The sequence below is a fragment of the Bradyrhizobium sp. 195 genome (assembly GCF_023101665.1).
GTDB lineage: Bacteria > Pseudomonadota > Alphaproteobacteria > Rhizobiales > Xanthobacteraceae > Bradyrhizobium.
On record NZ_CP082161.1, the window covers coordinates 5,095,789 to 5,119,971 of the forward strand.

Below are 24,183 nucleotides of genomic sequence, written 5' to 3' on the forward strand. Positions count from 1 at the left end.
CGGCCACCCTGATCAACGGCAGCTCTCCCCTCGTCGCCCCGGTCGGGGGCAAGCGCGCGGGCATCCGCTTTCCACAACGGCTTCCATCAGATCGCAACGAAGGCCGATCAAGGAAGAGCGACGGGCCAGCCTGCCCATTGCGTCAGGCGCGAAAGCAAGCATGCGACATAAGAAAAGCCCCGGCGGTTTCCCGCCGGGGCTTTCTGTCAGGTCGTTAGACCGAACTTACCAGTTGCGCTGAGCGCGGAGGAGCAGGGTGATGGTGTCCTGATCCTTCAGCTGATACACGGTGGCCGGCTTGGCCGTCGTGCCCGAACCCGGGTAAGCAAAAGTACCGGAGTACTTCTGGTCGAGGTGGGTCCAGTTCAAGTCAGCCGAGAAGGTGAGGTTCTTGACCGGGGTCCAACGGGTGATGACACCGACCTGCGCAACCGCGAAGTCAGGGTTACAGCTCGTCACACCAACCAGGCCGCCGAACACGCCGCCTGCACCGCCAGCGCCGCAGATGGTGGTCTTGGCCAGCGAGCCGAACTGCGCCTGAGCGTAGGCACCGTAGAGCGCGGTGTTCCAGAAGGGATCCCAGTTGTGGGTGTAGGCACCACGGAAGCCCCAGGTCTTCACAGTCTCCTGCGAAGAGCCGGTCACGAACACCGTGTCCGGAGCTTGAGCGAAGCCGACGCTCTGGTAAGCGACGCCCGAGCTGCCGAACATCGAGTAGGAGCCGCCCGCCAGGTTCTGGAAGTTGTAGCGGGACGCGCCGTCGGTGTAGACGCCCGAAATGTTGATCACGTCACCCGCGCCAGTCGGGATGTTCTTGATCGACAGAGCGAGCTGAACAGCCCAACCCCACTTGTCGTCGGGGTGGCCAGTCGGCTCGGTGGCGCCATAGTAGGCAACGTGGTTGTCGTGAGCAGCGACCGACGCCTGGAACAGACCCCAGGCCTGGTCGACGCGGACCATACCGACGAGGTTCGGCGAACGCGAGCCGCCGATGGCGTTGGAGCCATACGCGCCGCCTGCGATGCCCGCCACCGAAGCGCCGGTCATGTTCAGGTTGCCGGCCTGGTAGTAGGCCGTCGCGTCTTCAGCCGAGAACGAGGCCGTCACGCCCTGACCGAAGTCAGCAGTGTAGGTGAACTGGTTGACACCAGTGACCGTGCCGGAACCGCCGACGAGGCTGTCGAAGTTGTTGCCGGGATAGTTGGTCCAGGGCGCGTCGAACTGCGACACGGCCTTACCCATGGTGAAGCCAGCGAACTGGATGAAGGCGTAGTACACGCCGAGCGAACCGCCCGAGGTGTTGCCGTCGGTGCCGTTAATCGACGAACCAACGAGCGCCGGAGTGGCGCCGGAGGTGTTGAGCGCCAGCGTGCCGCTGTAGGCGGTGGTGCCCGTCGCGCTGCCCGTGCCGGCGTAGTTGCCGGTGGTCCAGGAGAACACGCCGTCGAAGAAGGTACGGACGACGCCGTACTCGGTCGCGGTGCGCGTGTCGATGTTGAGATCTTCACGAGCGCGCATGGTGTAGTAGTTCGTCAGACGGTTACGCGAACCGTTGTTCGACGTGAGCTGACCACTGAAGCTCGAGTTGGTGTTCAGCGCGACTTCAGCGCGCAGATAACCACCCAGCTTGATGCAGGTGTCGGTGCCCGGGATGTAGTAGAAACCGGCTCCGTACAGCGAGCAGATCTTCACGTATTCGACCGCCTTGGCCTTCACGGGGAGATCGGCTGCCTGCGCTCCGCCCACGGCGATCAGACCCGCCGCTGAGCCGAGCAAAAGGCTCTTAACCAACTTCATGTTAAACCTCCAAGTTGCTCTTCAGGGAAGGTCACTGACCGGACGGCCAATTCCCCAACCCCCTCTAAATCACCGCTTTGGGCTCCTTCGCGTCTTCGGACACACCCGCATGAACGCGAGGGACTTAAGCGAATGACCTAAACGGGACGACCTCGGGATGCCCCCCTCCGTCGCTCAGTCACAATTACCGAACGTCCTTGCACACACAACAACAGAACGCTTCGAGACGGGCCTATGGAGCTTGTTTTCCGACGGGTGTTGCACAAATAACACGCAGATGTGATCGGATCGCCTTCGTAAGGCATTGTTCCAACTGATGTTTTTGAAGCGGTTCCGATTGCCATCAAAGTTCCTCACTTAAGGCACTGCAGACGGGGTGGTGGCCTGGAGGGGCTTTGACGCGCTCGAATCGTGGAATCAGGGGGAGACTCAAGGAGAGGGTCGAACTGCTCTCTGCCAACTCTCTGGCCTAAGCAGGCACGGCCTCAGGGCGCGCGGCGAACACTCTATGAATGGAGCGCGGGACTATGCGGGCCCGGCCGGCGGAGACGGGCGATTCGAACTTTCGACAGCCTTCATCCCGCCCCTGATCGAATCTTCCAGGAAACTCAGTCTCTTACACGGAGCAAAGACGGGCTCAGACGCGGAACCCTGCTTCGACATGTGCCAGGCGCTCCTCCCATGCGCCCATTCCCGCAACGTTACGTTCAGGCCCCGGGAAGCCAAGCCATCCTGTTTCGAAAATCGCTGGGAATATTCGAGCGAAAACACACGCTTCCAAATTGACCGGCCCAAGCAATTGGATGCATAAGGCTCGCACCGGAGAGGTGGCCGAGTGGCTGAAGGCAACGCTTTGCTAAAGCGTCATACGGTCTCAAGCTGTATCGAGGGTTCGAATCCCTCCCTCTCCGCCACCCAGCGGCAGAATCAATCAAGATCTGGGCGTTTCACCTGAAATCGATCGTGAGGCCGGCGCGAAAGCCTGGCGCTGGGATCGGCGCGGTGCGCTCAGATCGATTCGCACCATCTTTATATATGTGCGTCCGCGTCTCGCGGCGGAACCGCCAGATCCGCCAGTGCGAGGGCGAAATCAGCACCGCTTCATCGGCCCAGGCGTTGAACCATACGCCGGACCTGCGCCGGCACGGAAACGACCAGGGCAGAATCCCCGTCTTGCGTCGACGCCCGAGTTCCAGCTCGCACTCATCGGGAGCGATCTGAATCGGTCGCCATCGTCCATTGGTGTCGAGCTCGCTCATGCCGCTTGGGTCTTATGTGACGGCACGACGACGAAACTTGATTCAACGCAACCGGGCCCACCCGTGCGAACACGGGTGTGGATGCGTTTCCAAGGTTCAGTGGGCGGAAACCCACGCCCTCGCCGCACGCTGCGCGGCCGAGATCTCGACCTCCGACATCTGCCCGGCAACTTCCTGGCGCAGCGTCACGGCATCCTTGCGGCCCTTCAAGGCGGCGAGGTTGAACCATTTGTGTGCGGCGACGAGATCGACGAGGCCGGCGCGGCCGCTCGCCCAATAAATCCCGCGCTCGAACAGCACGTCCGACAGCGCGCTCGCGTCGATCGGCGTTGCCGTCTCCATATCGAAAGTACCCTGAAACATCACGCATCCCCTTTTTTCTTGTGCCGCCTCGTTCCCCCGAGCGCGGCTCCCGTCCAGATATTGTTCAACTCATCCCCGTGCCGTTTGCCGGCTTGTTGGAGGCGATGATGGCGGGCAAATTTGAATGGCAGTTTAAGTATCGCGATGAAGCAGACGTAAACGCGAGCGCGCGACGCGAGCGCGCGGAATGCGAAAAATCCCCGACTTGCAGGTACTTCTGCGATTCGTCAGATTCGGTTTACCCTGCGATTTTGAGAGAACGATAACCATTGCGCGCAGTGGCGCGCGCCCTGCGGCTTCCAACCTCTGTCGTCACCCGCGAAGGCGCAGGGCTATCGCCTTTGAAGACCGCCTGCGGCCATCCTTCGAGACGCCCGCCTTTGCCAGGCCCTCAGGATGAGGACGGAGTGTTCGGCAGCAGGTCATCTCGAAGGACGAGGCGCGCGCTCAGGCGCCGCAATGTCATATGCAATTGCCCTGCGCGAAGGCGGGTGACCCGGTATCGCAGAGGCAGCAGTGATCCGCCGAGAAGTTGCGGCGTACCGGATCGCCCGGTCGATGCCGGGCGATGACGCCGCACAGGTCGAACGACCCGCGGACTGCGGCAGGCACCCAACGTGCACGGAGCCCTTCGCCTGCTCAACGGCAGTGCGACGACGTCGCGGTCAGATCAGCAATGTCTGGGGAAAGGAATGCCGGCAATGCCCCGGCCTCAGGAGAACGAGGGCGTCGGCGAACACGTCAGGACCAGATTTCACGTTGGCCCGAAGGCCGCCTATGAAATTGCGGAGCCCCTTACGGAGAACCGCACCGAACGAAGAAAACTTGTTTCTTCTGCCGGACCGTCAAAGTGAACGATCCGACCGTTGACCTGATGTCTCGCCGACACCCTCTATCGTCGACCAGAACCTTTAGGAGGCGCTGATGACGTGCCGGCTCATTTCAAGAGCCGGCAACTTCAGAAGCGAAGTTACTTCTTCTTGGCGACCTTGCGGGTCTTCTTCGCAGTCTTCTTCACTGCGCTCTTCGCCTTCTTCGCCTTCTTCGCCTTCTTTGCTTTCTTGGCCATGTTGCCCTCCGATGTGTGAGATGGCTTTAATCGCTGCGTGCAGTCGGGGATCGAATGCACTCATCCCGAATACACCAACACAACGAAAAAAACAGCGTCTCGCTTAAAGAAGTGTTGACGACGCAACGCGCGTGCGCTTGGCGAGTGCGACGCAAGCGCACTGCATGACGCGTTCGTGCGATCGCAGAGAGTGGCCGCGTCATCGGTGTTCGCCAGACTAGTGATTGCAGGAAAACACTATGCAGAAAGTATTTTCCTGCACTAACGCATTGCGCATGATCAACGCGACGATGCGTGTCGCGACGCGCGCGATCGCCTCGCAAGGGCGTTTCGCGGACTCTGAGTCGCGACTTTTGGCAACGAAAATATTTTCATGCTTAACGCCGCGAGCCCTCGTCGAAGCGCGCGCGGGCCGCCGTTTGGCGCGAATCGCGTGACCGCGATTCGGTCGTCACATCGCGTCTGATCGGGATGAAGTTCGCCGCCGAGGATGCGTGCGAGCGTCGCGCCGCGAACGGAAAGCGAGGTGACGGACACGCTCCATCACCTCGTTCGAACGCGCGACGCTAGACGCCGAGCTTGGACTTGAGCAGTTCGTTGACGCTCTGCGGGTTGGCCTTGCCGCCGGACGCCTTCATCACCTGGCCGACGAACCAGCCGAGCGACTGCGGCTTGTCCTTCACCTGCGCGGCCTTGTCGGGATTGGCCGCGATGATGTCGTCGACCACCTTCTCGATCGCCGAGAGGTCGGTCACCTGCTTCATGCCGCGGCTTTCCACCAGTGCGCGGGGATCGCCGCCCTCCTGCCAGACGATCTCGAACAGATCCTTGGCGATCTTGCCGGAGATCGTGCCCTCGCCGATCAGGTCGATGATCGCAGCCAGCTGCTCGGCGTTGACGGGAGAGTCCGTAATATCCCGGCCTTCCTTGTTGAGGCGGCCGAACAGCTCGTTGATCACCCAGTTCGCCGCCATCTTGCCGTCGCGCGCGCGGTTGGCGAGCCTGTCGAGCACGGTCTCGTAGAACACCGCGCTCTCGCGCTCGGCGACCAGCACGCTCGCATCATAGGCTGACAGGCCGAAGTCGGCGACGAAGCGCGTCTTCTTCTGGTCCGGCAGCTCCGGCAGCTCCGCCTTCAGCGCGTCGACGAACGCCTGACTGAACTCCAGCGGCAGCAAGTCCGGGTCGGGGAAGTAGCGGTAGTCATGCGCCTCTTCCTTGGAGCGCATCGAGCGGGTCTCGCCCTTGTTGGGGTCATAGAGCCGCGTCTCCTGGTCAATGGCGCCGCCGTCCTCGAGGATCTCGATCTGGCGCCGCGCCTCGTACTCGATCGCCTGCCCGATGAAGGTGATCGAGTTCATGTTCTTGATCTCGCAGCGGGTGCCGAGCGGCCCGCCGGGCTTGCGCACCGAGACGTTGACGTCGGCCCGCAAGCTTCCCTTCTCCATGTCGCCGTCGCAGGTGCCGAGATAGCGCAGGATCGAGCGCAGCTTGGTCACATAGGCCTTGGCCTGCTCGGCATCGCGGATGTCGGGTTTTGACACGATCTCCATCAACGCAACGCCGCAGCGATTGAGGTCGACAAAGGACATGGTCGGCGACTGGTCGTGCAGCAATTTGCCTGCATCCTGCTCCAGATGCAGCCGCTCGATACCGATGGTGGCGACCTTGCCACCGTCCAGTTCGACGACGACGTCGCCCTCGCCGACGATCGGCGATTTGTACTGGCTGATCTGGTAGCCCTGCGGCGAGTCCGGATAGAAATAGTTCTTGCGGTCGAACACCGAGCGCAAATTGATCGCGGCGTTGAGACCGAGCCCGGTTCGGACAGCCTGCCTGACGCACTCCCCGTTGATGACAGGCAGCATGCCCGGCATCGCCGCGTCAACCAGCGAGACATGGCTGTTGGGCTCGCCGCCGAATTCGGTCGCGGCCCCGGAGAACAGTTTCGACTGCGAGGTGACCTGAGCATGCACCTCCATGCCGATCACGACTTCCCAATCGCCGGTCTGGCCCTTGATCAGTTTTCCCTGTCTGACTGACGTGTTCATGCTTTTCCATCCCCGAGCAGCGCGGAAACCATCCGCTCCCACTCCGCTTCCAATGAATCCTTCGCGGCGACCTGCCCAGCCTGGCGGTACCAGTAGCCGGCATTGCCGAGATCGCCTTCGACGCGGTGCAGGTAAGCGTGCACCCAGGCCGCCTCGCGGCTGCTCTCGTCCTGAACGATCTTGTGCGCGCGGTCCCAGTCGCCCTTGGCGGCCCACCAGAGACCGGCGAGCGGCGCGTTCAGGTCCGGCGCGGGCGCCGCGCCGTCGAGGCTCGCGATGAACGCGGCGACATTCACCACCACCTCGCGGGGGTGAAGCGGCCGGCCGCCTGCTCGATCACCTCGCCGAGCGAGAACAATGTCTCCTCGTTGAAGGGACGGCCGATCAGCTGCAAGCCGAGCGGCAGGCCCTGCGCGTCCTTGCCGGCGGGCACGGCGATGCCGGGCAGGCCCGCCATGTTCACGGTCACCGTGAAGATGTCGTTCAGGTACATCTCGACCGGATCGGCACCGCCCTTCTCGCCGATACCGAAGGCCGCCGAGGGCGTTGCCGGCGTCAGGATCGCGTCGACGCCTTTCGCGAAGCAATCCTCAAAATCTTTCTTGATCAGCGTGCGCACCTTTTGCGCACGGAGATAATACGCATCGTAATAGCCGGCCGAGAGCACATAGGTGCCGATCATGACACGGCGCTTCACCTCCGCGCCAAAACCTTCAGCACGGGTGTTCTCATAGAGCTCGTTGATGTTCTTCGCCTGCTCGCGCGGGCCGTAGCGGACGCCATCATAGCGCGCGAGGTTGGAGGAGGCCTCCGCCGGCGCCACGATGTAATACGCCGGCAGCGCGTACTTGGTGTGCGGCAGCGACACCTCGACGAGCTCGGCGCCGGCCGCCTTCAGCCAGGCCGCGCCCTCGCTCCACAGCTTCTCAATCTCGGCCGGCATGCCGTCGAGGCGGTATTCCCTGGGAATGCCGATCCTGATGCCCTTCACGGACTTGCCGATCGCGGCCTCATAGTCCGGTACCGGAACGTCAACGGAGGTCGTGTCCTTCGGATCGTGCCCGGCCATCGAACGCAGCAGCATCGCGCTGTCGCGCACGCTGCGCGCAATGGGACCTGCCTGATCGAGCGAGGACGCAAAGGCGACGATGCCCCAGCGCGAGCAGCGGCCATAGGTCGGCTTGATCCCGACGGTCGCGGTGAACGCCGCCGGCTGGCGGATCGAGCCGCCGGTGTCGGTCGCGGTCGCACCCATGCACAGCAGCGCCGCCACGGCCGAGGCCGAACCGCCGGACGAACCGCCCGGCACCAGCGTCGTGTTGCTTCCCTCGCGCCGCCAGGGATTGCCGACGGGACCGAAGCACGAGGTCTCGTTGGCCGAGCCCATCGCGAACTCGTCGTTGTTGAGCTTGCCAAGCATCACGGCACCGTCGCGCCAAAGCTGCGAGGTCACCGTGGACTCATAGGTCGGCACGAAGTTGCCGAGGATCTTCGAGCACGCCGTGGTGCGCACGCCCTTGGTCGCGAACAGATCCTTGATGCCGAGCGGGATGCCCGCGAGCGGGCCCGCCTCACCCTTGGCGATCTTGCCATCGGCCTCGCGCGCCATGTCGCGCGCCCGGTCCGGCGTCTCCATCACGAAGGCATTGAGCACGCGCGCGGCTTCGATCGCGGAGAGGTGCGCGTCGGTCAACTCGAGGGACGTGAAAGTCTTGTCGGCGAGACCCTTGCGGGCCTCGGCGAGCGTCAGCGATGTCAAATCGGTCATTTATTGATCGGGCTGCAGAAGAACGGAGACAGGGTCTTGTCGTTGGCCGGGTCGTCTTTCCTGGCGGCTGCTTTCGCGGCGGCCTCGATGTCGTCGAGCACGGCATTGACGGCGACGTTGGGGTCGGCAGCCTTGCCCTGCCGTTCCATCTTGTCGAGATAGTTCATGTAGGCCTGATAGGCCTTTTCATCATCGCAAAGCATGCACATCGGACTTGGTCCTAAGAACTACTCAACAACCTTGGGCACCAGGAAGAAGTGACCTTCGGTCGCGGGCGCGTTGGCAACGATATCGTCGGCGATCTCGCCGTCATCGACCACGTCCGGCCGCTTCTTCATCTGCATCGGGGTGACCGAGGTCATCGGCTCCACGCCCTCGACATTGACTTCCGAAAGCTGCTCGACGAAGGCGAGCATGGCATTGAGCTCGCCCTGAAGATGCGGAACCTCGCCCTCGGAAACCGCAATGCGCGCCAGATGCGCGATGCGGCGGACGGTAGCGGCGTCGACGGACATTATATAAGGCCTCTCACGGCAAAACCTATGTGCCGTATAGCAGAGGCCGGTTTTGCGCCGCAACCGGCGCTAGCGCATGATCCGGAAAAGTGTGGCGCGGTTTTCCGAAAAGATCATGCGCAACAAGAACCTAGAACACCTAACCGGCCAGCGCTTTCATGCGGGCCAGCGCCGATCTGGCCAGATCCCGGGTCAATTCAGCCGCCGGGACCTCGCGGCTGAGGGCCACAGCTTGGCCCGCCCAGAGATTGGTGAAGTCCACCCTGCCCTGCTTTTCGGCAGCCGCCTTGAGCGGCGCCAGCGCGGTCGCGGCATGGGGAAAGGGCGGCGCATCCGGCGAGACCGGGCCGGCCTCGCGCATCAGCCGGTTCTGGACCCCGCGCGCCGGACGGCCGGTCATCACATTGGTGATGACGGTGGAATCGTCCCGCGCCTCGGCCAGCGCCTTGCGGCCTCCCGCACTGACCTTGGATTCCGGACAGCGCAGATAAGCGCTGCCGATCTGCACGCCTGAGGCACCGAGCGCGAAAGCGGCGGCAATGCCGCGCCCGTCGGCGATGCCGCCGGCAGCTATCACCGGCACCTTCACGGCATCGACGACCTGCGGCACCAGCGCAAACGTGCCGGGCTGCTCGGCGATCTTGTCGGTCAGGAACATGCCGCGATGACCGCCGGCCTCCGCGCCTTGCGCGATAACGGCATCGGCGCCGTGCTGTTCCAGCCAGACCGCTTCCTTCACCGTCGTTGCCGACGAAATGACGAGGCAGCCGGCCGCCTTGACGCGCTTGAGCAGCGTCGCGTCCGGCAGGCCGAAATGGAAGCTGACGATTTCCGGCTTCAGCTCCTCGACGACCTCGCAGAAAGAGGCATCGAACGGCGCACGGTTCGCGGCAGTGATCGGCGCCGAGGGATCGAGGCCATGCTCGGTGTAATAGCCCGCGAGCCGCTGCTTCCAGCGCGCCTCGGCGTCGGCCGTAAGGTCAACCGGCGTGTGGCAGAAGAAGTTCATGTTCACCGGCGCCTTCACGCGCTGACGAATGAGCTTGACCTGCTCCCGCGCCTTCTCCGGCGATAGCATCGCACTCGGCAACGAACCGAGCCCTCCGCCTTCCGCCACGGCGATCACCAGCTCGGCATCCATCACTCCGGCCATCGGCGCCAGCACGATCGGAAATTCGGTCTTGAAGAGGTCGATCAATCGACGGTCAGGCCACATGGTTCTTGCCTCGTATTCGCTCTTCCCCTCTCCCCTTGTGGGAGAGGGTGGATCGCCGCGCAGCGGCGAGACGGGTGAGGGGTATCTCTCCTCAATCACCAGACTAAGTTTGCGGGGAGATACCCCTCATCCGGCGCTACGCGCCACCTTCTCCCACAAGGGGAGAAGGAAGAACTCCTCTCACCGAATTCCGCCGCCCTTCCAGCAACTGCTCCGCTTCGATCGCAATCCGCTCGACGATCTCGGCTGCGGGCGGAATATCATGGATCAGCCCAACCGCCTCGCCGGCAAAGACGGCTGCGACCTCGAAATTGCCAGCGGCCTTCGCCGCAGCATATTCCACAGCGACCTCGCCAGCGCGTTGCATGAGCTCGATCTCGCGGCCGGTCCAGTGCCTGATATGGTCGTTGACCAGCGTTCGTGCCGTGAACGGGGCCGGCCAGAACAGGCTTCGCGACCAGTCAGCGACAACGCCGCGCACCGTGTCGTTGCTGCTCGCCATGCCAATGCGCTGCTTGGCCTCCTGCGCGCCGTTGGCCTCCACGCTGGCGTAGAAGCGCGTGCCGATCAGCACGCCGGATGCGCCCAGCATCATCATTGCGGCGAGACCCCGGCCGTCGGCGATCCCGCCGGCCGCGACGACAGGCACACGTCCGGCCGCCAGATCGACGATCGCGGGCACGATGTCGACCGTGGTGCGCGATCCGCCATGGCCGCCGGCTTCGGTGCCCTGTGCGATCAGGATCTCCGCGCCGGCATCGAGCGCCTGCTTGGCCATGTCCTCGCTCTGTACTTGACAGATCAGTCGCGCACCGCTCGCCGCGATGCGCGGCGCGAACGGCGCGGGATCGCCGAATGACAGCATGATGGCCTGCGGGCGAGCGTCGAGCGCGATGTCGAGCAGTTCGGGCTGTTTCGCCAGGCTCCAGGTGATGAAGCCGATACCGAACGGCGCAAAGCCCTTCAGCTCTGCGGCCTCTGTCTGAAGTCGAACAGGGTCACCGTATCCGCCACCCAGGATGCCGAATCCGCCGGCCTCGCTGACCGCGCGGGTCAGCCGGCTGCCAGCGATCGTATCCATGGGCGCCGACAGGATCGGATGCCTGATCCCCAGAAGCTCCGTCAGCGGCGTGGCAATCGGCATGGGTTCTCCCACTCTGGACAGGAAGACTAGGCGCGAATAACATTCTGCAAAATTGAATTCTACAGAACGCTGCCATCTCAAAAGAGAAACGGGCCATGGAACTCAGCGATCTCCAGACCTTTGCCGCCGTCGCCCGTACCGGCGGCATCACCCGCGCCGCCGAAGAGCTCAACACGGTGCAGTCGAACGTCACCCAGCGCGTGAAGGCGCTGGAGGCGGAGATCGGCACGGCGCTGTTCGAACGCCACAGCCGCGGCATGACGCTGACCGGCGCCGGCAAGCGCCTCCTGCCCTATGCACAACGGATGGCCGCGTTGTCGCGCGAGGCCGTGCTCGCCGCGCGCGACGATGGCGAGCCAAAGGGACCGCTTGCGATCGGCTCGATGGAAACGACCGCGGCGGTGCGGCTGCCGCCGCTGCTCGCCGACTTCCACCGCCGCTTTCCCGCCGTGCGGCTTTCCTTGCGCACCGCAACCACGGCCGACCTCGTGGCAGGCGTGCTCGAAGGTGGGCTCGACGGTGCCTTCGTCGCAGGTCCGATCGCGCATGTCGACCTCACGGCGACGAGCGCCTTCCGCGAGGAGCTGGTGCTGGTCAGCGCGCGGCGCTGGAGCTCGCTTGCCGAGCTGCGCGCCGGCACGCCGGAGTCCGGGCCGACCGCGCTGGTGTTCCGCACCGGCTGCACCTACCGCCAACGGCTCGAGCAGATCTTCGTCGATTTCGGCTGGCCTTCGGCCGCACGCTTCGAGCTCGGCACGCTCGACGGCATGATCGGCTGCGTCGCCGCCGACATGGGCGTGACGCTACTGCCCCGTGCGGTCGTCGAACGCAGCGCCATGAATGGCAGCGTCTCGATCCACGCGTTGAGCGCCTCGCATGCGCGCGTCGAGACACTCTTCATCCAACGCTCCGCCGGACATCGAACCAGCGCACTCTGCGGTTTTGCCGCATGCCTGAAGCAGGACGAAGACGTCATCGCCGCCTGACGCGACGCTTTCGTTCCATCGCGCGAAATTTCGTTGTCACAAATCTGTCGTACTTGAATCGATTGCGCGTTGCGCTGCGTTCAGCTCTCGCGGCACAGCGCGTTGAATCATTTTGAAGCGCGCGCTCCTTCTGCGCTACGATGCGTCACTGGCCAAGCGCGAAACCATAACGAAGCCAAACATCGGCAAAAACATTGGGAGGACTATCGATGCGCAATACCTTCGTGTTGTGCTGCGTCGCCGCGTTGTCGGCGATATCTGGAACTGCAAGCGCACAGGATTGGACCAAATCGAAATGGGGGCCGAACGACGAGATCGGCGCCGCCAACTACATGACGCCCGAACTCGTGCTGAAGGCCGCCTCGCTGGTGAAGACCGGCAAGACCTACGCACTCGGCATTCCAGTCACGCCGCAGACGCCGGCCTATCCGCCGCGCGCGTTCAAGCTCACCATCGTGCAGCCCGGACAGGCCGGCAGTCCGGGTCTCGGTCCCAACAAGGCGACCTATAACGACGACATCCTCGACACCTGGGTCGGCATCGGCAGCCAACTCGACGGGCTCGGCCATCTTGGCGTCGAGCACGTCTATTACAACGGCAACAAGCTCGCTGATTTCGCCGACCCGAACGGATTGAAGAAGCTCGGCATCGAAAAGGTGCCGCCGATGGTGACGCGCGGCGTGCTGCTCGACATGGCGGCCTACTTCAAAACCGACGTGGTCAAGGAGGGCACCGCCTTCAACGTCAAGGAAATCGAGGAAGCCGCCAAGCAGCAGAACGTCGAGATCCGGCAAGGCGACGTCGTGATCTTCCACACCGGCTGGCTCAGCCTGATCGGCAGGGACGACAAGCGCTATTCGGCGGGCGAGCCCGGCCTCGGCGTCGAAGGCGCGAAGTACCTCACCGGCAAGGGGGTCGTCGCGGTCGGTGCCGACACCTGGGGCCTCGAGGTGCTGCCGTTCGAATCCAAGAACGTGTTCGAGGTGCACCAGATCCTGCTTGCGATGAACGGGACCTACATCCTCGAGAACATGGACACCGCCGCGCTCGCCCGGGACAAGGGTTACGAATTCCTGTTCGTGCTGGGACAGCCGCGCTGGACCGGCGGCGTACAGGCGATCATCAATCCGATCGCGATCCGCTGAGCGACAAGCTTCTCACGGGCGGGGACCGCAAGTGCCCTCGCCCGCCCCCTTTCTTACCGCGGCCTGGAGGTGCCACCGCCGCAGCGCGACGACGGACCAGATCGCTTCGACCAAGCCGAACGGCCAGGCGCCCTGGAGAAAACCGTAGGCTGAGCCGAGCGCGCAGGACGCCGCGAACAGCAGCACGAACCAATGGCTGCGATCTTCCATCGCATAACAGACCAGCATCGCCGTCACGGCGAACAGGCCGAATAATGTCAGCGCATCCATGTTCCGGGTTCACTCCGCGGCGCGACGCGTGATATGCGCTAGGCCATGCCGGCTCTTATCCTGCCTCTCGTCGATGCTGCAACCCACTGGCCCGCGCGCGGCGCGCTGGTCGGGCTCGATCTGGGCACCAAGACCATCGGCATCGCCGTGTCCGACCCGGACCGGCGGCTTGCGACCGGCGTCGAGACGGTCCAGCGCAAGGCGTTCAAGCAGGACGCCGCCCGCCTTCTCGCAATCGCGGCCGAACGCAAGGCCGCCGGTTTCGTGCTGGGCCTGCCCATCAACATGGACGGCAGCGAGGGCCCGCGCGCGCAATCCACCCGCGCCTTCGCCCGCAACCTGGCCGGCCTGACCGCGCTTCCCATCGGCCTCTGGGACGAGCGCCTTTCGACTGCGGCGGTCGAGCGCGAGCTGATCGGCATGGACGTCAGCCGCGCCAAGCGCGCCGAGGTGATCGACGAGCATGCCGCGATCTTCATCCTGCAAGGCGCGCTCGACCGCCTCGCCAATCTTCGCGCCGCCTCGGGGACTGACTGATCCATGGCCGTCGTGATCGCGGCGCTGCTGCCGGTCTTCATCCTCATCGTGCTCGGTGTCGTGCTGAAGCGCAGCCTGATGCGGCTCGACACGCAATGGCACGGGCTGGAGCGGCTGACCTATTTCGTGCTGTTTCCGATGCTGCTGATCCAGACGCTGGTGAAGGCCGACCTTTCCAGGGTGCCGGTCGCCGGCGTCGGCGGCGCGCTGCTGCTGTCGGCGCTCGCGATGTCGCTGCTATGCCTCGCGCTCCGCCCCGCCCTGGCGCGGCTCGGCATCGACGGCCCCGCCTTCACCTCGATCTTCCAGGGCGCGACACGCTGGCAGACCTTCGTCGGGCTGTCCGTCTGCGCCAACATGTTCGGCGACGTCGGGCTGGCGCTCGCCTCCGTGGCCATGGTCGCCATCATTCCTCTCGTCAACGTGTTCAGCGTCGCCGTGCTCGCGCACTATGCCGCGCCCGAGAAGCAGTCAGGCCGCGCCATCGTCATGACATTGGTCCGCAATCCCCTGATCTGGGCCTGTGCGATCGGGCTCCTGGTCAATGTCACCCACCTGCCGCTGCCAAAACTCTGGCATGAGGTGGCGGACGCGCTCAGCCGCTCCTCGCTCGCGATCGGCCTGCTCGTCACCGGCGCGGGATTGCATCTCGAAGGCCTGCTGCGCCCGAGCGCCAGCGCTGCGATCGGCGTCGTCTTCAAGCTGGTGCTGATGCCGGCACTTGCCCTCGTCCTCGCCGTCTGGTTCGGGCTGTCGGGCGAGAGCCTGGCGATCGTCGCGATCTGCTCGGCGGTCCCGACCTCGTCGAGCGCCTATGTCCTCGCCCGCCAGATGGGCGGCGACGCGCCGCTGCTGGCGCAGATCATCACGCTGCAGACTATTCTGGCGGCGATCACCATGCCGATCGCGATCGCGCTGGTGGCGTAGAACGCGTCATTTGGGGACGCACCTCTCTCACACCGTCATTGCGAGGAGCCCTAGCGACGAAGCAATCCAGGGTCTTTCCGCGGAGGGATTCTGGATTGCTTCGCTGCGCTCGCAATGACGGAGTGCGGAGTTAGCTCCCCAGCCACATCGTCAGCACCACCGCGGTCAAATTGTTCAGCGCGTGCAGGATGATGGTGAGCCAGAGCGAGCTCGCGCGATAACGCATGTAGCCGAACCACAGGCCGATGGTGAAGACCTCGGCGAGGAAGTACATGTCGTATTGCAGGTGCACGACTGTCCAGACCAGCGACGACAACAGGATCGCGCCCGGTACCCGCAGGAAGCTCGCCGACCAGCCGCGATAGAGGAAGCCGCGCGCCAGAATCTCTTCCGACATCGGCGCGGCCACGCTGAAGGCGAACAGAAGCAACAACGCTGCGCCCTTGTCGCGGCCCGATTTCAAGAGATCGGTCATGAAGCCCGGCGTCGCCTCGCGGCCGAGCGCGCGCGACATCGTCTCCCAGGCCAGCACGATCAGGATGAGGCCGACGGCACCGAACAGGAGCTGCTTCCAGGACGGCCAATGCAGCGCGAGATAGTCGACGAAGGAGGCCTTCTTGATGGCAATGGCGAGCCACACCGCGAAAAGCGTCGCCGGCAGGCCCATGATGACCGACAGCGCGAGCGTCTGGGGCTCGTGGCCGACGAGCTGGACCGAGGCGAGGTCCATGGGAAGGCCACGCTGCGCCGCCAGCAGAACGACGGCGCCAATCTGCCCGACAAACATCGCGACGAAGACGAAGAGGCCCCACAGCGCCGTGCCCCAGAACTTCCAGACGCGAGGCGCCTGTTCCGCAGGCGTCACGGTCAGCGGCGGATGATCGGGATTGAGGGTGTCCATCAGCGGGCTTTCGCTAGGTCGGGCAAACTATTCGAGGGGTCGTCATGCCCGGGTCAGGCCCGGCCATGACGTTGTGGAAAGACCGTGCCTATTCACGGCAGCGCGCGCTCCAGCAGCGCATGCACGTCACCGTTCTCCAGCTCCACGGCGCCGTACATGCTGGCGTGATTGGTTGCGAGACGCGTGCTCGCGAACAGTTCGGCATGGCGCGGCGACACGCCGTTGAGCGCCGCAGCAGCCGCAAGCAGCGCCAGCTTCTCGACCGCAAGGCGCGCGACACGCTCGCCATCGGCGCGCCGAAACATCTTACCGATAAACGCGACCGTCTCCCCAGCCCCGGGCAAGCCCTTCGTCTCGCCTGCGAGCGATTGCAGCACAGCCGTCGCCGGCTCCGGTTCGCGTGCCAGCGCGCGAAGCACGTCGAGGCACATCACGTTGCCCGAGCCTTCCCAGATCGCGTTGACCGGCGACTCCCGATAGTGCCGCGCCAGAATGCCGTCCTCGACGTAGCCATTGCCGCCGAGGCATTCCATGGCTTCATAGAGGAACGGCGGCGCGCTCTTGCAGGTCCAGTATTTGATGGCGGGCGTCAGCAGCCGCATATAGGCGGCCTCCGCCGCATCCTGCGGCGTGCGGTCGAAGGCGCGGCAGAGCCGCATCACCAGGGCCGTGCTCGCCTCGACATGCAACGCCATGTCCGACAGCACGGCCTGCATCAGCGGCTGGTCGGCGAGATGCTTCTGGAACACGCTGCGGTGGCGGGCGTGATGCAGCGCATGCGCCAGCCCCGAGCGCATCAGGCCGACGGAGGCGATCGCGCAATCCTGCCGCGTCAGCTGCACCATCTGGATGATGGTGCGGATGCCCTTGCCCTCCTCGCCGATCCGTTCGGCGTAGGCACCTGTGAATTCGACCTCGGACGAGGCGTTGGAGCGATTGCCGAGCTTGTCCTTCAGCCGCTGGAACTGGATCGCATTCACCGAGCCATCCGGCGCGAAGCGCGGCATGAAGAAACAGGTCAGCCCGCCATCGGCCTGCGCCAACACCAGGAACGCATCGCACATCGGCGCCGACATGAACCATTTATGGCCGGTGATGCGATAGACCTCGCCCTCGCGCACCGCGCGGGTCACGTTGGCGCGCACGTCGGTGCCGCCCTGCTTCTCGGTCATCCCCATGCCGAGCGTCATGCCGCGCTTGTCCCACCACGGCGCGAAGCTCGGGTCGTAGCTCCTGGTCGACAGCACCGGCATCACGCGCGCGAGCAGGTCCGGCTGCGTCGCGAGCGCACCGACGGAGGCGCGCGTCATTGTGATCGGGCACAGATGCCCCGTCTCAACCTGCGACGCCATGTAGAATTTTGCCGCCCGAATGACTTCGGCGGCATCGCCCGCAGGCTTTCCATCCGCGGTCCAGGTCGAATTGTGGACGCCGGCGTGCGCAGAATGCGCCATCAGCTCGTGATAGGCGGGATGAAACTCGACCTGGTCGCGCCGGTTGCCCTTGGCATCGAAGGTGCGCAGCTTTGGCGTGTTCTCGTTCGCGGCGCGCCCGCGGTCGGCCATCGCGGCCGAGCCCCATTGCTTGCCGAACGCGGACAGCTCACGTTCAGCCGCCGCACCGCCATTGGCCTTGACCGCCTCGACCAGCGGCCGATCCATGGCGAACAGGTCAACATCCTCGAACGGGGGCGATTGATTGAAGACCTCGTGGGTCGCGAAGCTCGGCTGGGTCATCAGTTTCCTCGGCGCGGACTTTAGTTCCGGCGCGGCTGGATCGGGAAATCATAGGCTGCCCCACCGGCCCCTGGCAGGGAAAAATGCCACCACTCCTTCGAATAGTTCACAAAGCCTTGCCTGGCCATCGCAGCGACCAGCCGCTTGCGCCAGATGCGCTGCTCGGACGTGATCGACGGTGCCGCGGTATGGCCTTTCGTGTCGGTGCAGTCGTAGCCGGTGCCCATGTCGACGCTGCCTTCCGGCGCGCGCGTCTCGACCGGCGCGGTGCAGTCGGCATAGGTCCTTGACGGGTCGTACTTGCCCGAATTGTCAGCTTTGAGATCGACCAGCGTGAGATCGAGTGCTGCACCGGTGGAGTGCTGCGAGCGGCTCGCGATGTAGCCCAGGCGGAACAGCTCGGTCTTCGGGATCTTTGGATTGTAGCGCCGCTCGGCGGCGGTCTCGTGGCCGTTCTGCGACCACTTGACCATGTCGAGCGAGGCCCGCGCCGGCCGGTAGCAGTCGAACATCTTGAGCGACAGGTTTTGCGCGGTCAGCTCTTCTTGAACCGCCTTCAGCCGCAGCCCCACCTCGCGCTTCACCACGCATTCGCCGGCGCCATAGCCGGCGAGCGGACGCCCGACGAAATTGTTCGAGGTGGCGTAGCGGATGTCCTGGACGATGCCGGGATCGATGTCGCGCAGATAGGCGAAGCCGCCGGGGAGCGACTGGGCTTGGGCTGCGCTGATCGTCATTGCGGCCAAGAGCGCGATCGGAGTCGTTTTCATCGGAAGCCCCAACTTCGTCATGGCCGGGCATAGCCGTCTGAAGGACGGCGTCGCTTCCGCTCGCCTATGCCCGGCCATCCACGTTCTTATTGCGTCAATGCGATAGAAGAACGTGGATGCCCGGGACAAGCCCGGGCATGACGGAGGAGGTAGGACTATCAGGGGATAACTCCCGGCCCCGGCATTGGCCCTTGCTCCCCCAGCCATCCGCGCCTATAGCTCTCGCTTTAATGACATCGAAATCGACCTTCGTCCTCGGCCACCGGCATTTGCTGGGCATCGAGGGCCTTTCCGCGGCCGACATCACCGGCCTCCTCGACCTGTCCGAAGAATATGTCGAGCTCAACCGTCAGGTTGACAAGAAGCGCACCGTCCTGCGGGGACGGACGCAGGTGAACCTCTTCTTCGAGGCCTCCACCCGGACCCAATCCTCGTTCGAGCTCGCAGGCAAGCGCTTGGGTGCCGACGTGATGAACATGTCGGTGTCCTCCTCGTCCATGAAGAAGGGCGAGACGCTGATCGACACCGCGATGACGCTGAACGCGATGCATCCGGACATCCTGGTGATGCGCCATCACGCCTCCGGCGCGGTGGAACTGCTGGCGCGCAAGGTTGACGGTTCCGTGATCAATGCCGGCGACGGCGCGCATGAGCATCCGACACAAGCCTTGCTCGACGCGCTCACCATCCGCCGCAACAAGGGCCGCATCGAAGGGCTCGTGGTCGCGATCTGCGGCGACGTGCTGCATTCGCGCGTCGCCCGCTCCAACATCATTCTGCTCAACACGATGGGCGCCCGCGTCCGCGTGGTCGGCCCCACCACGCTGCTGCCGCCCGGCATCGAGCGGATGGGCGTCGAGGTCGCGCGCGACATGCGCGAGGGCCTCAACGGCGCTGATATCGTCATGATGCTGCGGCTGCAGCGCGAGCGCATGAACGGCTCCTTCGTGCCCTCGTCGTCCGAGTATTTCCACTATTTCGGGCTCGACCAGAAGAAACTCGCCTACGCCAAGCCGGATGCACTCGTGATGCATCCCGGCCCCATGAACCGCGGCGTGGAGATCGACTCGATCGTGGCCGACGGCGCGCAGTCCCTGATCCGCGAACAGGTGGAGATGGGCGTCGCCGTCCGCATGGCGGTGCTGGAAGCGCTCGCCCGTAACCTGCCGAACGCGTGATGCCGATGTTGACCGATCGCCGCCCCATCCTGCTCGCCAACGCCCGCGTCGTCGATCCCTCCAGGGATTTCGACGGTCTCGGCGACGTCCTCATCGCCGATGGCATCATCCGCGAGACCCGCCGCGGCATTGGCGCTGCCGGCGTCCCCGAGGGCACCGACATCGTCAACTGCTCCGGCAAGGTCGTCGCGCCCGGCCTGATCGACATGCGTGCCTTCGTCGGCGAGCCGGGCTTCAGCCATCGCGAGACCTTTGCAACCGCGAGCCAGGCGGCTGCGACCGGCGGCATCACCACCATCATCTGCCAGCCCGACACGTCTCCGGTGATCGATAACTCGGCGACCGTCGACTTCGTGATGCGCCGCGCCCGCGACACCGCGATCGTCAACATCCAGCCGATGGCCGCCCTCACCAAGGGCATGCACGGCGAGGAGATGACCGAGTTCGGCCTGTTGAAGGCCGCGGGCGCCGTCGCCTTCGGCGATAGCGCCAGAAGCGTGACCAATGCGCAGGTGATGCGCCGCGCGCTGACCTATGCGCGCGATTTCGACGCGCTGATCGTCCACTACACCGAGGACCCCGATCTCGTCGGCGAGGGCGTGATGAACGAGGGCGAGTTCGCATCGCGGCTCGGCCTGGTGGGCATCCCGAATGCCGCCGAGGCGGTGATCCTCGAACGCGACATGCGCCTCGTGGCGTTGACCGGCGGCCGCTATCACGCGGCCGCGCTGACCTGCATCGAGTCGCTCGATGTCCTCCAGCGCGCCCGCGATGCCGGGCTCCCCGTCAGCGCCTCGGTCTCGATCAACCATCTTGCGCTGAACGAGAACGACATCGGCCCCTACCGGTCGTTCCTGAAACTGTCGCCGCCGCTGCGCACCGAGAACGACCGCCGCGCGCTGGTGGCCGCAATCGCCTCCGGCCTTCTCGACGTCATCATGTCCGACCACAATCCGCAGGACGTCGAGGTCAAGCGCCTGCCGTTCGCGGAAGCCGCTCCCGGCGCCGTCGGTCTTGAAACCATGCTGCCCGCCGGCCTGCGCCTCGTTCACAACGGCGAGCTGGAACTGAAGACGCTGATCCGGGCGATGTCGACCCGCCCGGCCGAGTTGCTCGGCCTGCCTGGCGGAACCCTGCGCGCAGGCAGCCCGGCCGACGTCATCGTGATCGACCCCGACGTGCCCTGGGTGGTCGATCCAGCCGACCTGAAATCGCCCTGCAAGAACACCCCGTTCGACGAGGCCCGCTTTACAGGCCGCGTGGTGCGCACCATTGTCGGTGGCCGGACGGTGTATGAGCATGTCTGACGTGCGCGATCCCTCGATATTGAGATCCAGCCTTTGGAGCTGCCGCCATGGGGCTTGAAGCGTTCCTGCCGGTGGCTTTCGTCATCGGCTACCTGCTCGGCTCGATTCCGTTCGGCCTGGTGCTGACCAGGCTCGCCGGCACGCAGGATATCCGCTCGATCGGCTCCGGCAGCATCGGCGCCACCAATGTGCTGCGCACCGGACGCAAGAGCCTCGCCGCGGGCACCCTGCTGCTCGACGCGCTCAAGGGCACGGTGGCCGTGGTGATCGCCGGTTACCTTGCCGGCCCCAACGCCGCGATGGTGGCCGGGCTCGGCGCGTTCCTCGGCCATCTCTTCCCGGTCTGGCTGAAGTTCAAAGGGGGCAAGGGCGTCGCCGTCTATATCGGCATCCTGCTCGGCCTGTTCTGGCCCGGCGCACTGGTGTTCTGCCTGCTTTGGCTCGCGACCGCCTTCACCACCCGCTATTCCTCGCTGTCGGCGCTGGTCGCGGCGTTCATCACGCCGATGTTCCTGTGGTGGTTCGGCCATCTCGCGCTCGCAGCATTGTTCGCGGTGCTGACGCTGCTCTTGTTCTACGCGCATCGCGAGAACATCAAGCGGTTGCAAGGGGGCAAGGAAAGCCGGATCGGCGAGAAGGCTTGAAGCCGGGCATCTACGGATACCGAAGCGACCCTTCTGCATTATATGCCAAATCCTGTTCGCAACTTGCGGCCGAATCACGGTTGTATTGGCGAACGGGTCCGGGGCCTGTCATCCTGACGGCCGAGATGGCGTTACGCGGTTGCTCAGAATGAGCGAGAAGATTGTCGACGCGCATGACGGAGTTGGTTCGCTGGGTGCTTCCTGCACCGCAGCAAGCCGGCTGCTCTCGACGACCAATATCTGGTCCGACGGGCCCTCGCCTTCGCCAAAGCCTGTTCCGGTCTTGCCGCCCGCGGCGGAGCCCGATGTGATCGCGCAAGCGCCTGTGACGGCCGAGGTCGAGACCAGAGCTACGCCGGTCGGGCACGCGCAGGCACGCTCCGACCAATGGCCGCCGCGAAGACTATCGCTGGCGCTCCAGGGCGGCGGCACCTTTGCCGCCTTCACATGGGGCGTGCTGGAGCGGCTGCTGGAAGACCCCATCGAGATCGACACGATCAGCGGCGCCAGTGCCGGCGCCATCAATGCGCTCCTGCTCGCCTCCGGCCTCGCGGAGGGCGGCCGCGAAGCTGCACGTAGCCGGCTGAACCGGTTCTGGCTCCGCCTGATGCACGAAGCCTCGTTTCGCTCGCTGATGCTGGTCGGCGGCTTTTCGCCGGCGGGAAGCTCGGTCGCATTCGGCCCGACGTTGCGCTCCGGCCAGTTCGATCCGTTCGATCTCGATCCGCTGCGGCAGGCGCTGTCGCGCGACATCGACTTTTCCGCGTTGCGCGGGGCCCGCTGTCCAAATCTGCTGATCGCGGCGACGCGGATCCGCGACGGTCAGCAGCAGATCTTCCGCAACGACGCCCTGACCGCCGACGTCGCGTTGGCCTCGACCTGTCCGCCGCTGGTTCACTGCGCCGTCGAGATCGACGGCGAGGCCTATTGGGACGGCGGCTTCGGCGGCAATCCGCCTTTGCTGCGGCTGGCGCAGGAGACGACGACCTCCGACGTCCTGCTCGTCCAGGTTACGCCGGCGCGCGACAGCTACGTGCCGATCACCCTCGCCGCGATCGATCGCCGGCTCGACCAGATCGCGGCCAACGCCGCGCTCAATGCCGAGATCGCCGCGATCGCATGGGGGCAGTCGCACGCAGTATCTTCGCTGCGGCTCACCAGGATCGCGGCAGAAGATTCCGTTGACGGCCTGGCCCAGCGCTCATCGACCGATCTCGGCCACGGCTTCATTCGCCTCTTGCACCGGAGCGGCCGCGCAGCCGCCGAGCGCTGGCTCGGGCAAAGCGCGACGAGCAACGCGGCCCAACGCAGATTGCCCGCGGCCGAACCGGCGCTAGCCTGACTTCGCCAGCGCGTCCTCCAGGAACCACGCCGTCGCCAGCGCATGCGCATCGTTGCCGAAGCGCGCGATCACCTGCACGCCGATCGGCAGGCCACTCACCTTCAGCACCGGCACGTTGACGCAAGGATTGCCCATCAACGTCCAGAGCCGGTTGTAGCGGGGATCGCCCGTGGTCGCGAGCTCCTTGGCAGGCGCCGTGCCAGGCGCGGAATAGGTGAGCAGCACGTCGAAACCCTCGAACAGCTCGCCGAGCTCGCGGCGGCCGCGGCGGCTGATCCGGCGCGCCTCGTCATACTCCTTCGGCGTCAGATGGGCCGTCGCATCGAGGCTGGCGCGCAGCAGCGGCGCGATCTCGTCGTGACGCTCGGAAAACTCCCAGGCCAGCGCGCGATGCGCCTCGAATTCCATGATGACCGGATGGATGCGCCAGGCCTCCTGCACCGCCTGGGGCAGATCAATGGCCTGCACGCTGGCACCTGCGCGCTCCGCCGCCTTGATCGCGGCCAGCAAGCCTTCTTCCGCCGCAGGCTCCACGGCGCCGGCGAATTCCTGCCTGACCACGCCGATGCGCGGCGACTTCGCCGGAGCGATGCCGGAAAATTCGCTGCGGCCCGTTATCGCCAAAAGTCCGCGCGCGAGATCCTCCGCACGCGCGCCGAACAGGCCGACGGTGTCGAGTGCCCACGAGTAACATTTGACGCCGACCGTCGGCAGCATGCGGAACGACGGCTTGATCGCAGCGGTCCCGCAATACGCCGCGGGCCGGATCACCGAGCCGCCGGTCTGGGTGCCCAGCGCCAGCGGGATCATGCCGGCGCCGACGGCCGCCGCCGAACCCGAGGAGGAGCCGCCCGGCGAATGGCCGAGATTGTGTGGATTGAGCGTCGGGGTCGGATCGCGCGAGGCGAACGCGGTCGTCGTGGTCTTGCCGATGATGGTGGCCCCCGCCCGCTTCAGCATCATCACCACAGGCGCGTCCGAGCGCGGCTGCCAGCCGCGATAGATCTCCGAACCCATCTCGGTCGGCATATTGGCGGTGTCGATGATGTCCTTGATGCCGACCGCAATGCCCCGCAGCGGGCCGGATGCTTGTGCCTTGGCAGCCTTGTCGTGACGGACGAACGCACGGACGTCCTTCTCTCTGGCCTCGATCGCCGCGTGCGATTGCGCGATGGCGGCATCGGGCGACAACTCGCCCGCTTCGATGCGGCGCTGGAGGTCGGCGAGTGAAATCATGGCAACATCCTTCTTATTGGAT

General features: G+C 64.9%; 23 protein-coding genes and 1 tRNA gene. 9 read left to right on the plus strand and 15 right to left on the minus strand.

The features are described from left to right. Positions 1-225 precede the first annotated feature (225 nt). Positions 226-1,797 (minus strand): porin, encoded by a 1,572-nt coding sequence (locus IVB26_RS23655; RefSeq protein ID WP_247967628.1) that lies wholly within the window; start codon positions 1,795-1,797, stop codon positions 226-228. Between the two features lie 821 nt (positions 1,798-2,618). On the opposite strand from IVB26_RS23655, the gene IVB26_RS23660 reads away from it, so the two are divergent. Continuing rightward, a tRNA-Ser gene (locus tag IVB26_RS23660) sits at positions 2,619-2,711 on the plus strand. Between the two features lie 33 nt (positions 2,712-2,744). On the opposite strand, the gene IVB26_RS23665 is transcribed toward IVB26_RS23660, so the two are convergent. The 9 genes from IVB26_RS23665 to IVB26_RS23705 form a co-directional block, all read right to left on the minus strand. Then, on the minus strand, positions 2,745-3,056 hold the full coding sequence (locus IVB26_RS23665; protein ID WP_247967629.1) for a hypothetical protein: 312 nt from the start codon (positions 3,054-3,056) through the stop codon (positions 2,745-2,747). 96 nt (positions 3,057-3,152) lie between these two features. Then, entirely contained in the window at positions 3,153-3,419 is a 267-nt protein-coding gene (locus IVB26_RS23670; RefSeq protein WP_247967630.1) for a hypothetical protein, read from the minus strand. A gap of 1,635 nt (positions 3,420-5,054) precedes the next feature. Beyond that, a complete protein-coding gene (gene gatB, locus IVB26_RS23675; RefSeq protein WP_247967631.1) occupies positions 5,055-6,539 on the minus strand; it encodes an Asp-tRNA(Asn)/Glu-tRNA(Gln) amidotransferase subunit GatB in 1,485 nt (494 codons plus the stop codon). Continuing rightward, positions 6,536-6,841, minus strand: a complete 306-nt coding sequence (locus IVB26_RS23680) for a hypothetical protein (protein WP_247967632.1) — start codon at positions 6,839-6,841, stop codon at positions 6,536-6,538. Before IVB26_RS23680 ends, gatB begins: the two co-directional genes overlap by 4 nt. Further along, entirely contained in the window at positions 6,832-8,307 is a 1,476-nt protein-coding gene (gene gatA / locus IVB26_RS23685) for an Asp-tRNA(Asn)/Glu-tRNA(Gln) amidotransferase subunit GatA (RefSeq protein WP_247967633.1), read from the minus strand. The genes IVB26_RS23680 and gatA overlap by 10 nt, the downstream gene beginning before the upstream one ends. Next, positions 8,304-8,516, minus strand: coding sequence for a hypothetical protein (locus tag IVB26_RS23690; RefSeq protein ID WP_247967634.1), 213 nt, complete (start codon positions 8,514-8,516; stop codon positions 8,304-8,306). The genes gatA and IVB26_RS23690 overlap by 4 nt, the downstream gene beginning before the upstream one ends. Before the next feature lie 18 nt (positions 8,517-8,534). Beyond that, entirely contained in the window at positions 8,535-8,822 is a 288-nt protein-coding gene (gatC, locus tag IVB26_RS23695) for an Asp-tRNA(Asn)/Glu-tRNA(Gln) amidotransferase subunit GatC (RefSeq protein WP_246931375.1), read from the minus strand. Positions 8,823-8,961: 139 nt separating this feature from the next. Next, positions 8,962-10,038 carry an NAD(P)H-dependent flavin oxidoreductase gene (locus tag IVB26_RS23700; RefSeq protein WP_247967635.1) on the minus strand — a complete coding sequence of 359 codons (1,077 nt, stop codon included), beginning with the start codon at positions 10,036-10,038 and terminating at the stop codon, positions 8,962-8,964. Between the two features lie 136 nt (positions 10,039-10,174). Further along, positions 10,175-11,182, minus strand: a complete 1,008-nt coding sequence (locus IVB26_RS23705) for an NAD(P)H-dependent flavin oxidoreductase (RefSeq protein ID WP_247967636.1) — start codon at positions 11,180-11,182, stop codon at positions 10,175-10,177. 95 nt (positions 11,183-11,277) lie between these two features. Between IVB26_RS23705 and IVB26_RS23710 the strand changes: the two genes are divergently transcribed. Both IVB26_RS23710 and IVB26_RS23715 read left to right on the plus strand, forming a co-directional pair. Continuing rightward, entirely contained in the window at positions 11,278-12,168 is an 891-nt protein-coding gene (locus tag IVB26_RS23710; RefSeq protein ID WP_247967637.1) for a LysR family transcriptional regulator, read from the plus strand. Positions 12,169-12,377: 209 nt separating this feature from the next. Further along, on the plus strand, positions 12,378-13,313 hold the full coding sequence (locus tag IVB26_RS23715; RefSeq protein ID WP_247967638.1) for a cyclase family protein: 936 nt from the start codon (positions 12,378-12,380) through the stop codon (positions 13,311-13,313). Between the two features lie 12 nt (positions 13,314-13,325). Here IVB26_RS23715 and IVB26_RS23720 read toward each other — a convergent pair whose 3' ends face one another. Then, positions 13,326-13,583: a hypothetical protein gene (locus tag IVB26_RS23720; RefSeq protein ID WP_247967639.1), complete on the minus strand. Its 258-nt coding sequence runs from the start codon at positions 13,581-13,583 to the stop codon at positions 13,326-13,328. Between the two features lie 45 nt (positions 13,584-13,628). Here IVB26_RS23720 and ruvX point away from each other — a divergent pair, with 45 nt between their 5' ends. Together ruvX and IVB26_RS23730 are read left to right on the plus strand one after the other, a co-directional pair. Further along, entirely contained in the window at positions 13,629-14,120 is a 492-nt protein-coding gene (ruvX, locus tag IVB26_RS23725; protein ID WP_247967640.1) for a Holliday junction resolvase RuvX, read from the plus strand. Positions 14,121-14,123: 3 nt separating this feature from the next. Beyond that, entirely contained in the window at positions 14,124-15,047 is a 924-nt protein-coding gene (locus tag IVB26_RS23730; RefSeq protein WP_247967641.1) for an AEC family transporter, read from the plus strand. 130 nt (positions 15,048-15,177) lie between these two features. Here the strand turns inward: IVB26_RS23730 and IVB26_RS23735 are convergent, their stop codons facing one another. The 3 genes from IVB26_RS23735 to IVB26_RS23745 form a co-directional block, all read right to left on the minus strand. After that, positions 15,178-15,948, minus strand: coding sequence for a CPBP family intramembrane glutamic endopeptidase (locus tag IVB26_RS23735; RefSeq protein ID WP_247967642.1), 771 nt, complete (start codon positions 15,946-15,948; stop codon positions 15,178-15,180). Positions 15,949-16,040: 92 nt separating this feature from the next. Then, positions 16,041-17,684, minus strand: a complete 1,644-nt coding sequence (locus tag IVB26_RS23740) for an acyl-CoA dehydrogenase family protein (RefSeq protein WP_247967643.1) — start codon at positions 17,682-17,684, stop codon at positions 16,041-16,043. 20 nt (positions 17,685-17,704) lie between these two features. Then, on the minus strand, positions 17,705-18,454 hold the full coding sequence (locus tag IVB26_RS23745) for a M15 family metallopeptidase (RefSeq protein WP_247967644.1): 750 nt from the start codon (positions 18,452-18,454) through the stop codon (positions 17,705-17,707). A gap of 230 nt (positions 18,455-18,684) precedes the next feature. Here IVB26_RS23745 and IVB26_RS23750 point away from each other — a divergent pair, with 230 nt between their 5' ends. The 4 genes from IVB26_RS23750 (at position 18,685) to IVB26_RS23765 (ending at position 22,925) form a co-directional block, all read left to right on the plus strand. Next, a complete protein-coding gene (locus IVB26_RS23750) occupies positions 18,685-19,632 on the plus strand; it encodes an aspartate carbamoyltransferase catalytic subunit (protein WP_028135931.1) in 948 nt (315 codons plus the stop codon). A 5-nt stretch (positions 19,633-19,637) separates the two neighbouring features. After that, the gene (locus IVB26_RS23755) at positions 19,638-20,939 is read left to right on the plus strand and encodes a dihydroorotase (RefSeq protein WP_247973261.1); all 1,302 of its coding nucleotides are present in this window, start codon (positions 19,638-19,640) and stop codon (positions 20,937-20,939) included. Between the two features lie 47 nt (positions 20,940-20,986). After that, complete coding sequence (plsY, locus tag IVB26_RS23760; RefSeq protein ID WP_247967645.1) at positions 20,987-21,583, plus strand: glycerol-3-phosphate 1-O-acyltransferase PlsY; 597 nt, start codon at positions 20,987-20,989, stop codon at positions 21,581-21,583. Between the two features lie 148 nt (positions 21,584-21,731). After that, the gene (locus IVB26_RS23765; protein ID WP_247967646.1) at positions 21,732-22,925 is read left to right on the plus strand and encodes a patatin-like phospholipase family protein; all 1,194 of its coding nucleotides are present in this window, start codon (positions 21,732-21,734) and stop codon (positions 22,923-22,925) included. Here IVB26_RS23765 and IVB26_RS23770 read toward each other — a convergent pair. Next, positions 22,917-24,161 (minus strand): amidase, encoded by a 1,245-nt coding sequence (locus IVB26_RS23770; RefSeq protein WP_247967647.1) that lies wholly within the window; start codon positions 24,159-24,161, stop codon positions 22,917-22,919. The two genes, IVB26_RS23765 and IVB26_RS23770, sit on opposite strands and share 9 nt — an antisense overlap. Positions 24,162-24,183 lie beyond the last annotated feature (22 nt).